General features: G+C 68.1%; 13 protein-coding genes and 1 pseudogene. 7 read left to right on the top strand and 7 right to left on the bottom strand.

All coding sequences use genetic code 11. The annotated features are described in order from the left end of the window. Together NKF06_RS16555 and mvaD are read right to left on the bottom strand one after the other, a co-directional pair. On the bottom strand, positions 1 to 816 hold an 816-nt coding region (locus tag NKF06_RS16555), incomplete at its 3' end, for an FAD-dependent oxidoreductase (protein WP_253246035.1). A gap of 66 nt (positions 817 to 882) precedes the next feature. Beyond that, complete coding sequence (gene mvaD / locus NKF06_RS16560) at positions 883 to 1,857, bottom strand: phosphomevalonate decarboxylase MvaD (protein WP_253246036.1); 975 nt, start codon at positions 1,855 to 1,857, stop codon at positions 883 to 885. 644 nt (positions 1,858 to 2,501) lie between these two features. Here mvaD and NKF06_RS16565 point away from each other — a divergent pair. Beyond that, positions 2,502 to 2,942 (top strand): SRPBCC family protein, encoded by a 441-nt coding sequence (locus NKF06_RS16565; protein ID WP_253246037.1) that lies wholly within the window; start codon positions 2,502 to 2,504, stop codon positions 2,940 to 2,942. Positions 2,943 to 3,009: 67 nt separating this feature from the next. Here NKF06_RS16565 and NKF06_RS16570 read toward each other — a convergent pair whose 3' ends face one another. The 3 genes from NKF06_RS16570 to NKF06_RS16580 form a co-directional block, all read right to left on the bottom strand. Then, complete coding sequence (locus NKF06_RS16570) at positions 3,010 to 3,663, bottom strand: hypothetical protein (RefSeq protein ID WP_253246038.1); 654 nt, start codon at positions 3,661 to 3,663, stop codon at positions 3,010 to 3,012. Positions 3,664 to 3,759: 96 nt separating this feature from the next. Continuing rightward, positions 3,760 to 4,341, bottom strand: a complete 582-nt coding sequence (locus tag NKF06_RS16575) for a flavin reductase family protein (protein WP_253246039.1) — start codon at positions 4,339 to 4,341, stop codon at positions 3,760 to 3,762. A 201-nt stretch (positions 4,342 to 4,542) separates the two neighbouring features. Beyond that, positions 4,543 to 4,974 (bottom strand): DoxX family protein, encoded by a 432-nt coding sequence (locus NKF06_RS16580; protein ID WP_058567461.1) that lies wholly within the window; start codon positions 4,972 to 4,974, stop codon positions 4,543 to 4,545. 368 nt (positions 4,975 to 5,342) lie between these two features. On the opposite strand from NKF06_RS16580, the gene NKF06_RS16585 reads away from it, so the two are divergent. The 5 genes from NKF06_RS16585 (at position 5,343) to NKF06_RS16605 (ending at position 11,945) form a co-directional block, all read left to right on the top strand. Next, entirely contained in the window at positions 5,343 to 6,020 is a 678-nt protein-coding gene (locus NKF06_RS16585) for a winged helix-turn-helix domain-containing protein (protein ID WP_058826996.1), read from the top strand. Positions 6,021 to 6,060: 40 nt separating this feature from the next. Further along, entirely contained in the window at positions 6,061 to 6,885 is an 825-nt protein-coding gene (locus tag NKF06_RS16590) for a DUF429 domain-containing protein (RefSeq protein ID WP_253246040.1), read from the top strand. Between the two features lie 346 nt (positions 6,886 to 7,231). Next, positions 7,232 to 7,675, top strand: a complete 444-nt coding sequence (locus NKF06_RS16595; RefSeq protein ID WP_058826998.1) for a hypothetical protein — start codon at positions 7,232 to 7,234, stop codon at positions 7,673 to 7,675. Positions 7,676 to 7,862: 187 nt separating this feature from the next. Next, a complete protein-coding gene (locus NKF06_RS16600) occupies positions 7,863 to 9,431 on the top strand; it encodes a COG1361 S-layer family protein (protein ID WP_253246041.1) in 1,569 nt (522 codons plus the stop codon). A 3-nt stretch (positions 9,432 to 9,434) separates the two neighbouring features. Next, positions 9,435 to 11,945, top strand: a complete 2,511-nt coding sequence (locus tag NKF06_RS16605) for an MMPL family transporter (protein WP_253246042.1) — start codon at positions 9,435 to 9,437, stop codon at positions 11,943 to 11,945. A 62-nt stretch (positions 11,946 to 12,007) separates the two neighbouring features. Here NKF06_RS16605 and NKF06_RS16610 read toward each other — a convergent pair whose 3' ends face one another. Together NKF06_RS16610 and NKF06_RS16615 are read right to left on the bottom strand one after the other, a co-directional pair. After that, a complete protein-coding gene (locus NKF06_RS16610; RefSeq protein ID WP_058567456.1) occupies positions 12,008 to 12,247 on the bottom strand; it encodes a hypothetical protein in 240 nt (79 codons plus the stop codon). Positions 12,248 to 12,323: 76 nt separating this feature from the next. Further along, positions 12,324 to 12,608: an acylphosphatase gene (locus tag NKF06_RS16615; protein WP_058827001.1), complete on the bottom strand. Its 285-nt coding sequence runs from the start codon at positions 12,606 to 12,608 to the stop codon at positions 12,324 to 12,326. A gap of 186 nt (positions 12,609 to 12,794) precedes the next feature. Here NKF06_RS16615 and NKF06_RS16620 point away from each other — a divergent pair. Then, positions 12,795 to 12,949 (top strand): annotated as a pseudogene (locus NKF06_RS16620) (phosphomannomutase); the annotation flags it as partial.

Here is a 12,949-nt window from a genome sequence, read left to right on the forward strand (position 1 = left end):
CGCGTCCGACCGCGCGGCCGCGTCGCCGACGACGAACGTCCGCCGGTCGAGTCGGAGGTCCGCCCTGACGGGAGGTCGCTCGCCGCCCATCGCGTCGTCGCCGGCGATGCCGCCCGTCCAGACGAGTAGGTCGTAGTCGATGTCGCCGGTGTCGGTCGCGACGGTCGCGCCCGTCACCGACTCGACGGTCGTCTCGGTCCGAATCTCGACGCCCCTGTCGAGGAGTTCGTCGCGGACCGCCCGCTGGAACGACTCGGCGAACGACGGCGCGACGGCGTCCAGTTGTTCGACGAGAACGATATCGGCGTGCGCGTCCTCCTCGTCGCGGAGGGCGGCGAGCTCGCCGGCGACCTGCACGCCCGACAGCCCCGCGCCGCCGACGACGACGGTGCCGCCCTCGTCGCAGTCGTCGAGGAACCGCTTGCGGATGGTTTCGGCGTCGGCGACGCGCTTCAGCGGGACCGAGTGGGCTTCGAGACCGGGGATGCCGTGGTAGGCGGTCTCAGCGCCCAGACAGACCGCGCAGTAGTCGTAGTCGAGGGCGTCGCCCTCGGCCAGTTGGACGGTCCGTGCGTCGCGGTCGACGCCCGTCACACGGTCGACGACGACCTCGGCGCGGTCGAGCGCCTCGTCGAGGGGGACCTGAATCGCGTCGGCGACCGCCGGCCGCCGAATCGCGCGGTGAACTTCGTGTTGGACGAGGTGGTGGGGGGAGTCGTTCACCACGGTCAGGTCGGCGTCGGCGGGAAGTCGGCGTTCGAGGTCGCGGGCGAGCGTGAGGCCCGCGTACCCGGTACCGAGAACCAGGACACGCATGACTGACGGGTAGGGCGCGAGAGAAAAGAGGGTGACGGCGGGTGCAGCCGGCGCGTTCGCGACCGCTCAGAACAGCGCTTCGGACTCGTCGAGCACTTCGGCGGGGCCGCCGACGCCCCACACGTCGGTCTCGACGCCGCAGTCGGCGACGGCTTCCTCGACGCGGTCGACGTGCTCCTCGGTCGTGTTGACGTAGACGCTCGCGCCGGTGTCGGTCGAGAAGTAGACCGGCACGTCCTCTTCGTTCCGGAGCCTGCGGACGGCGTTGAAGACGGCGATGGTGCGCGGCTGCCAGTAGACCCAGCCGGCGGGGCCGGTCATCGTCGTCGCCGCGAGCGACAGCGAGTCGTGCTCAGCGAGTTCGAAGGCGGCGTCGAAGTCGCCGTCGTACAGCGCGTCGCGCATGTCGTCTATCTGGGCGTGGATGTGGGCCATCCGCGCCTGGAACATGTGGCTGTCGGCGGCCTCGGCGTGGGCCTGCTCGGTCTCCTTGTAGGCGGGGACGTGCGCGGCGACGATGCGCAGGTCGTCTTCGAGGTCGGTCTCGATGCGCTCGGAGCGACAGTCGGTGTCGTTCATCCCCGAGTAGAGGTGCGACACCGCGCCCGTGACGGCGCGAGCGGCGGACGCCGACCCGCGGCGGGCGATGGTCGAGACTTCGGGGCGCGTCATGTCGAGGCCGGCCGCCTCGGCGAGCGCCATCGCGGCCGCGGCGAACCCGGACGCCGACGAGCCGAACCCGATGTTCGAAGGGAAGGAGTTCTCGCTTTCGAGGCGGACGCGGTGGTCGAAGCCGGCCAGTTCGCGGACCCGGTCGACGACGGCTTGGATGCGCTCCGCGCCGCGCCCTTCGACTTCCTCGCCGCCGATGACGTAGACGTCTTCGTCGGCGTCGGGGAGGAACTCGACGGTCGTCTTCGTGTGGCTCGGTGCCGTACAGACGCTGATGCTGTCGTGGTACGGCATCCGGCGTTCCGTGTCTCGCATCCCGTGATACTTCACGAGGCCCTGAATCGGGTGAGCCTTGGCGGTGGCCTTCATGTTCGAACGCCCGTCGGACTCGGGGTTAAACGTCCCGATAGGTGTCGGCTCCGGCGGGTAACGAGTCCAGCCGGTCGGACGGGTACAGTCGGTCGGAAATCGAGTGCGCGCCGACGAAACGGCCGGCGCGAGTCGGTCGCAACGGTGCGCAGGAAGGACGCACGTTCTCCCTCTCCAGCGGGAGGCGGTCGAGTTCGATGCAGTCGGTCGATCGGTCGGTTATGTGGGTCGTTGTATCGTGTTGGCTGTCTCGTGGTTGATTCGCTGGGTTCGTTTCGATTGGTTGGCTGGTTGGTCGAGTTCGGTGCGAGTGGTTCGTTACGATGCGGTCGGTTCGTTGCTGTTCGGTCGGTTCGTTACGGTTCGATTAGTTGGCTGGTTGGTCGATTCGATGCGTGTGGTTCGTTGCTGTTCGTCGTCGTGCGATTGGTTCTGCCCGGCTATTCTGTGGACTCGGATTCGTGTCCTCGCTCCCAGACGTTCGTGACACTCTCGCCTGTCGGCGGTGTGTGGCTGACGTCTCGCATCGTCGCATTCGGGCGGTCACTTGTGTTGCTCATGTGTTGCCTTGGTAATTGCTACCACGGTTCGCGGATAAAGATTTCGGCGATATTATATTACGACTTATTAGCATACTAGGAGATATGAGGGGTGAGTCGAGCCGAACTCGAACACGGGTGGAGCGCACGCCTGAGGGGCGGCGACTGGTCGTTTCCCGGTGGATTTCGGCTCCCGCGGCGGCGGCGTGGGACGTGTTGGTGTCGGTCGCCGACTGGCCCGACTGGGGGCCGAGCGTGTCGGCCGTCCGCGGCGTCGACGGGCGCATCGAGGCAGGCAGTCGCGGCGAGGTCCGCGTCGCCGGCGTCTGGGTGCCGTTCAGCATCGAGACGTGCGACGACGAGTCCCGTCGGTGGACGTGGCACGTGGCCGGGATTCCGGCGACGGGACACCGCGTGGAGTCGGTCGGGGCCGACCGCTGCGAGGCGGCGTTCGAAGTGCCGGTTCTCGCAGGGCCGTACGCCGCGGTCTGTGCGCTCGCGCTGCGCAGAATCGAGCGGCTCGCGAAGCGTCGCGCTCGCGGGTGAGACGGGTCGCAGGGAAGACAGGTCGCAGGGAAGACAGAATGTGTGAGTAAGCGACCCCAAACGCCGTTCAGAACGGCCCGAACAGCACGAACGCCGCCGCGACCGCCGCGATGACCACGGCCGCGACGAGGAGCGCGAGCGCGCGACCGGACCCCGCGTCCGACGCGGCGTCCGCCTCGGCCGCAGCGCGGGCTTCCTCGGCGTCAATCTCGTCGACGATGTCCTCGAACTCCGGTTCGTGCGGCTCGTGGTACTCGTTGATGATGTCCTCGTCGAGGTCGGCGTCTTCGAGCGCCTCCACGAGGTCGGGAAGCGCCACGAGGTCGATGGGGCGTTCGACCTCGTCGGGGTCGACGAGGAGCGCCCGGTCGCCGTCCTCGTCGGGCTCGTCGAGCTGCTCGTCGGTCGCGAACGCGAGGGCGAGCGTCTCCGCGGCCTGCGCTTCGTCGCCGGTCGTCAGGAGCGTCCCGTCGATGCCGCGGTCGTCGCAGCGCTCGGCGAACGCCTCGACACTCCGGGCGTCGAACGCGGCTTCCACGTCTATCCAGACGACCTCGGTCGGTTGTGACTCGCCTTCGGGGGCCGCAAAGAGGAACGTCCGCCCGTCGCGGACGCTCCGTTTCGTTCGTTCCCCACGGGTCGCGCGGACCCGCTCGACGACGGTCGCGGCGTCATCGGTTTCGAGAAACGAGAGTACGCTCGACAACGACACGTCGCTCATTGGTTCGACAGACTCCGTATCCCGCGATAAATCTTCGCGCCCCATTATCAATTTTCGATAACGGGCGGGTCGTCGGAGCGGTTCCGTCGGAAGGGGCTAGTCCGGGCGGACGAGTTCGAACCGGTCGTCGGTCGTCGCGTACTCGTTGCCCGCCAGGCGGCCGACCGCGTCGAGTTTCCTCGTGTCGAGTTTACCGTCGGTCAGCACCTCGTCGGCGACGTGCGCGTGGACGACCTCGCCGAGGACGAGCGTCGATGAGCCGACCTCCATGCTGTCGTAGAGGGTGCACTCGAAGGCGACTTTGGCGTCGGCGACACGGGGGGCGTCGACCCGGACGGCCTCGGCCTTCTCGATGCCGGCGTGTTCGAACTCGTCCACGCCGGGCGGGACCGTCGCGGCGGTCTCGTTCATCGCTTCCACGAGGTCGCGGGTGACGACGTTGACGACGAACTCGCCGCGGGAGATAGCGTTTCGCGGCGTGTCCTTCAGCGACGGGCCGCGGCCGACCGGCGCGAAGACGAGCACCGGCGGGTCGACGCTGGCGACGGTGGAGAAACTGTACGGCGCGAGGTTGTCGGCGTCGTCGCCGCGGGTGCTCACCCACGCGATGGGGCGCGGGACGACGGCCCCCGAGAGCAGGCGGTACGGGGAGCCGAAGGCGTCGGGCGCGCCGTCCATCAGCGACCCCCCGCCGCGGGCGGTCGGAATCGGCTACTCGGCAGGTGACGAGGATGTGTCGAATCCGGTATTGCGTCGGTCACGAATGGGTATATGGTGGGTTCGGACGCCGATGAATCTGTGGGGCGGTGACGCCTCGGGAGTCCGTCGAGGTCGCGTCGGAACGCGCGTCAGGGTTCGTGTCGTGAGTTGCGTCGGCGGTCAGAACAGCGTCAGGCCGATGGCGTAGGACCACGTCGTCCCGCTGAGCGCGAGGAAGACGAGCGCGCCGCCGAGCATGACGACGTTCTTGAGGAAGCCGGTCATCTCGGACTCCTGTTGGTCCTCGGGGACCGCCCAGAAGTTGTGGAACACCGGCGTTCCGACGACGAGAAAGACGGCGACGGCCCCGGCGGCGAGCGCGGGGAAGACGCCAAGGGCGATACCGAGACCGCCGAACACGAGCATCCCGCCGGAGACGACGACGCCGAGGCGGGGTGCCGGCAGACCCTTCATCTCCGCGTAGCCGGTCATGTGGTCGAGGTTCAGGAAGTGGTTGAGTCCCATGAACGCGAGCACCGCGCCGAAGAGGACGCGCGCGAGGAGGAACGCGATGTCCGCGCCGGGGGCGGCGAACTGGAGCGCGACGCTCATCTCGGCACCTCCGTCGCGTCGGTGGTCGTGTGGCGGTCCGTCGTCGGGGGTACTACTATCATTGCGTTACCTGGTACGAGACCGAACTGATATATGTGTTTGCTGACATACATGTCACCGGGTAACCGTGCAGGTATCCGGTTACGTCGGCGTCACTCCACGTTGGTACGTCCGCAAAGAGTTCGGTCTTCGGTGACTGAATCGTCACACTCTGGGCAAGTAAGTGGGAGTGCGTCCCGTTCTCAGCCGATATATGGTACGTATATGGTAGTATTGTCCGACCCTCGAAAGATATACCCCGCTTGCCATTGCATATCAGTACGGGACGTGTCAATCATGATGAAAACAACCAGCGGAGAGTCTCATTTATGACCGAGACGTGGGATTCCGCGGGGTATATCGCGAGTTCCCGGTACCGACTGGCCGTGTGTCGGTACCTCTCGGAGCACGGTTCGGGACTGCCCTCTCGAATCGCCGCGGAGACCGACCTCGCACAGCCGCACGTGTCTCGAGCGCTCTCCGAGCTGCGGGAGCGGGGCATCGTCGAACTGTTGGTACCCGAGTCACAGCAGAAAGGGCGACTCTACGGATTGACGGACCTCGGCCAACTCGCCTACGAGCGGGTCGCACTCGACCAACAAGCGGACATTACCGTCGTCGAATCGGGTGAGTTCCCCGCGCCAGAGCTATCATCTGGTCTACAGGAAGCGTACGGAGATGCGCTCCGGGCAATCGTGTGGTGCGAGCCGGTTCAGACGCGGGTTCGCTTCTTCGAGCAGTCGCTTCTCGACCGTTACGACGAAGACACCGTCAAGACGCTCGTCGCGACGCTCACGAACGAGGAGGCTATCGACCAACCGCTCGAAGACCTCCCAATCGGGGGTCCGGAGCTCGTCGCGTTCGCCATCGACGACGCACTCATCGTCAGGGTACCGCTCAACGACGGCGTAAAACTGCTCGTCTCGCTCGACGCGAGCATCGACGTGACGCTCGGTGAACTGCGCGACACCTGTCGGCAGATGACCGCTGTGGCTCTCGATTCCTGAACCCAGAGCTTTTCTCTCGCTCGACGGCGTAACTCGACTCGTGCCACAGCGATGCGTTTCCCCCGTTATCGGCGTCGACGGCTGCCGGTCGGGCTGGGTGTGCGCCGTCGCCGACACGGGCGGTCTCTCCGTGCGGGTCGTCTCTGATTTCGCCGCCGTCTGGAAACTCGCCCGCGAGCGGGACGCTGGGCGGGTACTCGTGGACATCCCTATCGGCCTGCCCGACTCCGACCGCCGCGCATGCGACCGCGAGGCTCGGGAACTGCTCGGCGCTCGGCGCGCTACCGTCTTCTTCGCCCCCGTCCGCGCCGTCCTCGACGCCGACTCCCACGAGGCGGCCAGCGCGGCGAACCGCGAGCGGACCGGGGCGGGACTCTCGATTCAGGCGTGGCACCTCGTGCCCAAAATCCGCGAGGTCGACGCCGTCCTCCGGGAGACGCCGCGCGCCAGAGACCGAGTGTTCGAATCCCATCCCGAACTCGCCTTTGCCGCCTTCGCCGGCGAACCGCTCTCGGACTCGAAATCGATGCCCGAGGGCCGCGCTCGCCGCCTCGACGTGCTTCGGACGGCGTTCGCCGGAGGCGAGGAGAGAAACGGAGCCGGCGACCACGGTTCGAACGCCGACGCGACGGACGCGCCGAAGGTCGACGCCGAGCGCGCCTACCGCGAGACGCTGGACCGGACGCTCCGTCGCGACGTGGCCCGCGACGACGTGCTCGACGCGCTCGTCCTCGCGGCCGCAGCCCGGCGACCCCTCGCAACGCTCCCGAGCGACCCGCCGCGGGACGCCGCCGGACTGGAGATGGCGATTCGCGTTCCGACGAAGGCTCTCGGGGCGGATTTTGGGTTTGACAATCACGCATAACTATCTGTGATATCTTGAAACACACTAGTATATAGCCAACAATAGTAGTGGGTATTCTCAGAGGAGAAGATATTTATGTACAGTGTTCAATCGAGTAAGTGGCGCGACCACTGTCGCCACCACAGAATACCCAGCCCAGCCCAATGCGTGATTCAGTGCCAGCACGCAGTCGGTCGCGCCTCCCGCTGCCTCTACTCGGGTTCGATGTCCCCGCCCCGGGCTCGAACCCGACCGTTTCAACGCCTTGAGCGTCGGCTCCAACCGGCTTGTAGCCCTGTTCCCGTCTGATTCCGAGCCTCGCGTCTCCGGCCCGAAGCTACATCTACGACCCATCCTAACCCCGCGTATGTACACCGGCAGGACGGACCAGCCCTGCTGTCTCTGCGACGACCCGAAGACGGTCGCCCGCATCGCGGTCCCGCCGCGGGCGGTGACGCTCATGGAGAACGCGGCTCCCATCGCGTGGCGCGACATCGTCGGCGACGTGACGCTCCAGTTCTGCGAGAGCGACTGGGAACTCGTCACCGAGTTGGTCTTGGACCTCGGCATGCACCCCCTCTCTCGGTGCAACGTCGCCCGTGCGGACTTCAGCATCCGTGAGGACTTCGAGGCGCTCCTGAACAGCACCCGCGAGGAACCAGACCAGACCGAACAGGAAGACCGCATGCTCGCCGAGGCCCGCGCCGTCATCGACGACGCCGACGACCCGATGGTCGAGGAACGCGACCTCGTAGAGGCCCACGTCGTGGTCCGCGCGATGGCCGAACTCGGCGTCGACCGGACCGCGTGAGTCGTCACCGGTGAGGTCACCGGAACCGACGACGCGAACGTTCTCACCCGGCTGACAGTCTCGCGGAGGCCGAACACCGTATTTCTCCGCAGGGGACGTATCAGGGACCAGTTGGGTCGGTCCGTCGCCGCCCCCGCGCCGATACCGCGGACCCGGACGCCGTCGGTGCCGCCCGCCGGGACTCACGATGAAGAGTTACACCGCTGTCTTGGTCGCCGTACTGCTCGTCCTTGCCGCGCTCCCGACACCCGTCGCCGGCCAGCAAGCCGAACCGAACAACGTCCCCGTCTTCCGCGCCTACGTGGTCGACCCGGTGGTCGAACCCGGCGTCGAGACGACGGTACGAGTGGTGTTCGCCAACGACCCGGTCGACACCGAGGACGTAGCGAAGCCCGCCGATAACGTCCGCGTCAGGCTCGACCCGCGCAGCACGCCGTTCACCGTCAGGACCGGCGACCTGTTCGTCGGCACGATGAACGACAGCGACACCCGCGAGGTCGCCTTCCGGGTCGAGGCCCCCGAGAACGTCGCCGCGGGCGAGTACAACCTCCGCCTCGACGTGTTCTACGAGTTCGACAACGCCCACCGCCGCGTCTACCGCCTCGACGTGCCCATCAGAATCGAAGAGCGAGTGCGGTTCGCCGTCGTCGGCGCGGACTCGTCGGTCCCCGTCGGCGGCAGCGGCGCGGTCGCGCTGACCCTGCAGAACACGGGCGAACTCGACGCGCGGAACGCCGTGGTCGCGGTGACCGCTCAGTCGGCCGACGTGAGCTTCGACGGGGCACAGACCGCGAGCAGCTTCGCCGTCGACTGGCCTGCCGGCGAGAACCGGACCTTCGTCTACGACGCCACGCTCGATTCCGAGGCGTCCGTCCGCGGCTACGTCCTCGGCGTCGCCATCGCCTACGAGGACCCCGACGGCGCACGCCGACAGTACCCCAACCTCGCTGCCGGGTTCATCCCCTCGCCTAAGCAGTCCTTTTCGGTTGCGGACGTGACGAGCACGCTCCGCGTCGGCGACGAGGGCCGAATCGAGGGCGTCGTCGTCAACGACGGAACGACTCTCGCGCGCAACGCGGTCGTGACGCTCTCGCTCCCCGAGGGGAGCGCGACGGCGACCGAGACCGAGTTCGCCCTCGGCGACCTCGAACCCGGAGAGCGCGTCCCGTTTTCGTTCGATGTGGGAATCTCGGACGACGCGGACGCCGGCCCTCGGCAGTTCACCGCGACGGTCGCCTACCGTGACGCCGGAGGCGACCGGCGCACCGGCGACGACATCGACCTTCGGGTCGCCGTCGCCGCCGCGACCCCCGAGTTCGGCGTGACCGTCGACGAGGGTACCGTCGCGCCGGGCCGGAACGGACAACTCCGCGTGACGGTCGTCAACGACCGCGACGAGACGCTCACCGACATCTCCGCGAAGATATACCTCGAAGACCCCCTCTCGTCTGCCGACTCCGAGGCGTTCGTGGACGAACTCGCGCCCGGCGAGTCGGCGACGCTCGTGTTCGACGTGTCGGCCGCCCGCGGCGCGCTGGAGAAGGACTACCCGGCCGAACTCGACTTCCGCTACGACGACGGCGCTGGCGAGACGACCATCTCCGACGCCTACCGCGTGCCCGTCCGAGTCGAGGCCCCCGAAGACAGTGGTGGCCTCCCGTTCGGTCTCTCGGCCCCGCTCGTCGGCGCGGCGGTCCTCCTCGCGGCGGTCGGCGGCGCGGGTTTCCTCGTCGTCCGCCGGCGGGGGCGGCGCTGAGCCGTGGCCCGACTGGAGTTCCAGCGGTTCGTCGACTGGGTCGACCACCGCATCGTCAACCGCTCGCGGCGCGTCATCCTCGTCTTTCTCGCCCTCACGCTGGTGTTCGGGGCGGGGCTAAGCGCCGTCTCGACCGAGGCGGGGACCGAGCAGTTCGCCGAGGAAGTGCCGGCCGAGGAGGCGTTCGCGCGCGTCTCCGAGGAGTTCTCGCCGCGCTTCGAGGCGGGGACCGGGAGCACGCAACTCATCCAGCGCGCGCCGAACGTCCTGACGAGGCGCGAACTCCTGCGGATGCTCGAAGCGCAAAAGCGCCTCTCGGACCGCGACGACCTCCGCGTCGTCGGCACCGCCAGCGCCGCCTCCGTGGTCGCAGAGACAATCGACCCCGACGCCGACGACCTCGACGAGCAGATTGCGGCGCTCGAACGCGCGACCGACCGTGAGGTCGCCGCCGCGGTCCGCGAGAACGCCGACAGCGAGCGCTTTACCGGCCTCCTCGCAGACGACTTCAACCCGACCGCGGCGAGCGCGTCGGCGACAATCGCGGTCGTCACCCACTCGATTCCGCTGGCCGACGAGACCGGCGCGGGGCAGGGTGGCGAGAGCCCGCTCACCCCGATTCAGCGAACCGCCGCGCGAGTCGTCGCCACCGTCGGCGGCGACATCTCCGTCTTCGGGTCGGGCGTCATCGCCGACGAGTTCGGGACGGTCATCGCCGACTCGCTCATCCTCGTCGTGCCCGCGGCCGTCGTCTTCATCCTCGTCTTCCTCGTCGTCGCCTACCGCGACCTCGTGGACCTGCTGTTGGGGACCGCCGCGCTCGGGATGGCCGTCGTCTGGACGTTCGGCTTCCTTGGCCTCGCGGGCATCCCGTTCAACCAGATTATGATCGCCGTGCCGCCGCTACTCCTCGCGGTCGGCATCGACTTCGGCATCCACGCGGTCAACCGCTACCGCGAGGACCGCGCCGACGGGTTGGCCGTCGGCGAGGCGATGCGACAGGCGACAGACCAGCTCCTCGTGGCGTTTTTCATCGTCACCGCGACCACCGTCATCGGCTTCCTCTCGAACCTCGTGAGCAACCTCACGCCGATTCGGGACTTCGGCGTCGTCGCGGCCATCGGCATCGTCTTCACGTTCCTCGTGTTCGGCGTGTTCCTCCCGGCGACGAAAGTCGAGGTGGACAGGCTCCGCGAGCGCTACCCGATTCCGACGTTCAGCCAGTCGCCGCTCGGCCGCGAGGGGAGTTCGCTCGGGAGGATCCTCCGGGTCGGCGTCGCGCCCGCCCTCCGCGCCCCCGCCGTCGTCCTCGTCGTCGCGCTCGTCCTCTCGGGATCGGCGATGTGGTACGCCACCGGCGTGGACACCGAGTTCGGACAGGAGGACTTCTTGCCGCCCGCGGAGGCCCCGGCGTACCTGAAATCCCTCCCAGAGCCCTTCGCGCCGGGCGACTACAGCGTCGTCGCCGACATCGAGTTCCTCGAAGAACGATTTTCGTCCTCCCAGAGCGGGGTCGTGACGGTGTATCTGGAAGGCCGACCCACCGACAATGCCTATCTCGAAACGCTCGACCGGGTCGCACAGGACCCGCCGGACACCTTCATCGTCGAGGACCGTCGCGCCGACTCGACGAGCGTCCTCACCGTCATCGAGGACGAGGCCAGAGAGAACCCCGAGTTCGCCGCGCTCGTCGCCCGCCACGACCGGGACGGCGACGGCATCCCCGACCGCAACCTCGCCGAGGTGTACGACGCGCTGTTCGCCACCGACTCGGCCGCCCGCGCGGGCGCGTATCTCGCCGACGACTACCGGAGTTCGCGCGTGGACTACCGCGTGCGAGCCGACGCGGACGACGACGCGGTCGTCGCCGACGCCCGCGAGGTGGCCGCGCGCTTCCGCGGTCCGAGCACCGCCACCGGCGCGGTCGTCGTCTTCTCGGCCATCTCGGACCTCATCCTCGACTCCGCGGTGCAGAGCCTCGCCATCTCGATGGCCGGGACCGGCGCGTTCCTCGTGTTCGTCTACTGGTGGCTCGAACGCCGCCCGTCGCTCGCGCTCGCCAACCTCGTGCCCATCCTCGTCGCGGTCACGTTCGTCGCCGGGACGATGCGACTCGCCGGCATCTCCTTCAACGCCTTCACTGCGACGGTGCTCGCGCTGACTATCGGCCTCGGCGTGGACTACTCGGTCCACGTCGTCCACCGCTTCGTGGACGAGCGCGCCGACCACGATCTCGAAACCGCGCTCGACCGGACAGTCCGCGGCACCGGCGGCGCGCTCGCGGGCAGCATGCTCACGACCGTCTTCGGCCTCGGTGTGCTCGTCCTCGCGGTGCTCTCGGTCCTCGGCCAGTTCGGCCTGCTCACCGCCGCGAGCATCGTCTACTCGTTCCTCGCGTCGCTACTGGTGTTACCCTCGGCGCTGGTCCTCTGGGACCGCTTCAGCGGCAACGACCCGCTCGTTCCCCTCAGCGGCGTCGAACGCGAGTCCGGCGCAGCGGCGACCGCCGACTGAGAGTCGCGTCCACGCTCACGCCCTGTTCGTATTCCCGCTCCTGCTCGCATTCCTGTTCCTGCTCACATCCCGGTACCCACGCCGAACAGCCGCGTCGACCCCCACGAGAGGACGACGATGCCGACGATGAACACCGCGAGCGCGGCCATCATCGGAAACGGGTCGAGCGACGGCCCCCCGAGGAACGGCCCGCGGACGATGAGAAACGAGGTACCCATCGAGAGGCCGAGTCCGACGCTCGTGACGAGCGTGAAAAACAGTTTGGCGACGCCGATTCCCCGCGTGTCGTTCCGGAAGCGCATGGGGACAGGTCCCCCGAACCCCGCTTGAACGATTTGGCCGTCTCGTTGATGTTATCGGCCGGTTGTCGGGTTCTCGTCAGCGCTCGACGCGGAAGCCGGTCTCGCCGTTCGGCTCCTCGTAGGAGACTTCCACGTCCTCGACGGACGCCATCGGACTCCCCTCGTGGCACCACTCGACCATCGCCTCCACGTCGTCGCGGGGGCCCTCGAAGACGGCCTCGACGCGGCCGTCCGAGAGGTTCTTCACCCAGCCGTCGACGCCGCGGTCGCGGGCGGTGTCGCGGGTCGTCGCCCGGTAGTAGACGCCCTGTACGTGTCCCGAGACGTAGACGTGCGCGCGGGTTCGACCGTGTTCGCTCATGGCTCCCGATTCGTCGTCCGTCGCCAAAGGCGTGCTGCCTCGGGCGGTCGGTTCGGCGTCTCCTCCGGCGGTCCGGTCGCCGTCGCTCTATCCCCCGCCGCGACCGCCGTGACCGCCCCGTGCGCCCGCCTCGCACGCATCCCGCGAACCGTCAGCATCTAAGTACGACCCCCACAACGCTGGACTATGGAACTCTTCGGCACCGCCGGTATCCGCGGGAGCGCGACGGAGCGAGTCACGCCGGAACTCGCCCTCAGCGTCGGCCGCGCCGCCGGCCTCGCCGCGCTCGAATCGGACGCGCCCGCCGAGTTCGTCGTCGGCCGCGACGGACGGACAACCGG

Origin of the sequence: Haloferax sp. AB510, assembly GCF_024136985.1 — an archaeon.
Taxonomy (GTDB): domain Archaea; phylum Halobacteriota; class Halobacteria; order Halobacteriales; family Haloferacaceae; genus Haloferax.

Bases quoted from the DNA above. Each gene is read 5' to 3' on its own strand.
- NKF06_RS16565 (WP_253246037.1), top strand. From the start codon at position 2,502: ATGAGGGGTGAGTCGAGCCGAACTCGAACACGGGTGGAGCGCACGCCT.
- NKF06_RS16585 (WP_058826996.1), top strand. From the start codon at position 5,343: ATGACCGAGACGTGGGATTCCGCGGGGTATATCGCGAGTTCCCGGTAC.
- mvaD (WP_253246036.1), bottom strand. From the start codon at position 1,857: ATGAAGGCCACCGCCAAGGCTCACCCGATTCAGGGCCTCGTGAAGTAT.
- NKF06_RS16575 (WP_253246039.1), bottom strand. From the start codon at position 4,341: ATGGACGGCGCGCCCGACGCCTTCGGCTCCCCGTACCGCCTGCTCTCG.
- NKF06_RS16595 (WP_058826998.1), top strand. From the start codon at position 7,232: ATGTACACCGGCAGGACGGACCAGCCCTGCTGTCTCTGCGACGACCCG.
- NKF06_RS16570 (WP_253246038.1), bottom strand. From the start codon at position 3,663: ATGAGCGACGTGTCGTTGTCGAGCGTACTCTCGTTTCTCGAAACCGAT.
- NKF06_RS16615 (WP_058827001.1), bottom strand. From the start codon at position 12,608: ATGAGCGAACACGGTCGAACCCGCGCGCACGTCTACGTCTCGGGACAC.
- NKF06_RS16610 (WP_058567456.1), bottom strand. From the start codon at position 12,247: ATGCGCTTCCGGAACGACACGCGGGGAATCGGCGTCGCCAAACTGTTT.
- NKF06_RS16580 (WP_058567461.1), bottom strand. From the start codon at position 4,974: ATGAGCGTCGCGCTCCAGTTCGCCGCCCCCGGCGCGGACATCGCGTTC.
- NKF06_RS16600 (WP_253246041.1), top strand. From the start codon at position 7,863: ATGAAGAGTTACACCGCTGTCTTGGTCGCCGTACTGCTCGTCCTTGCC.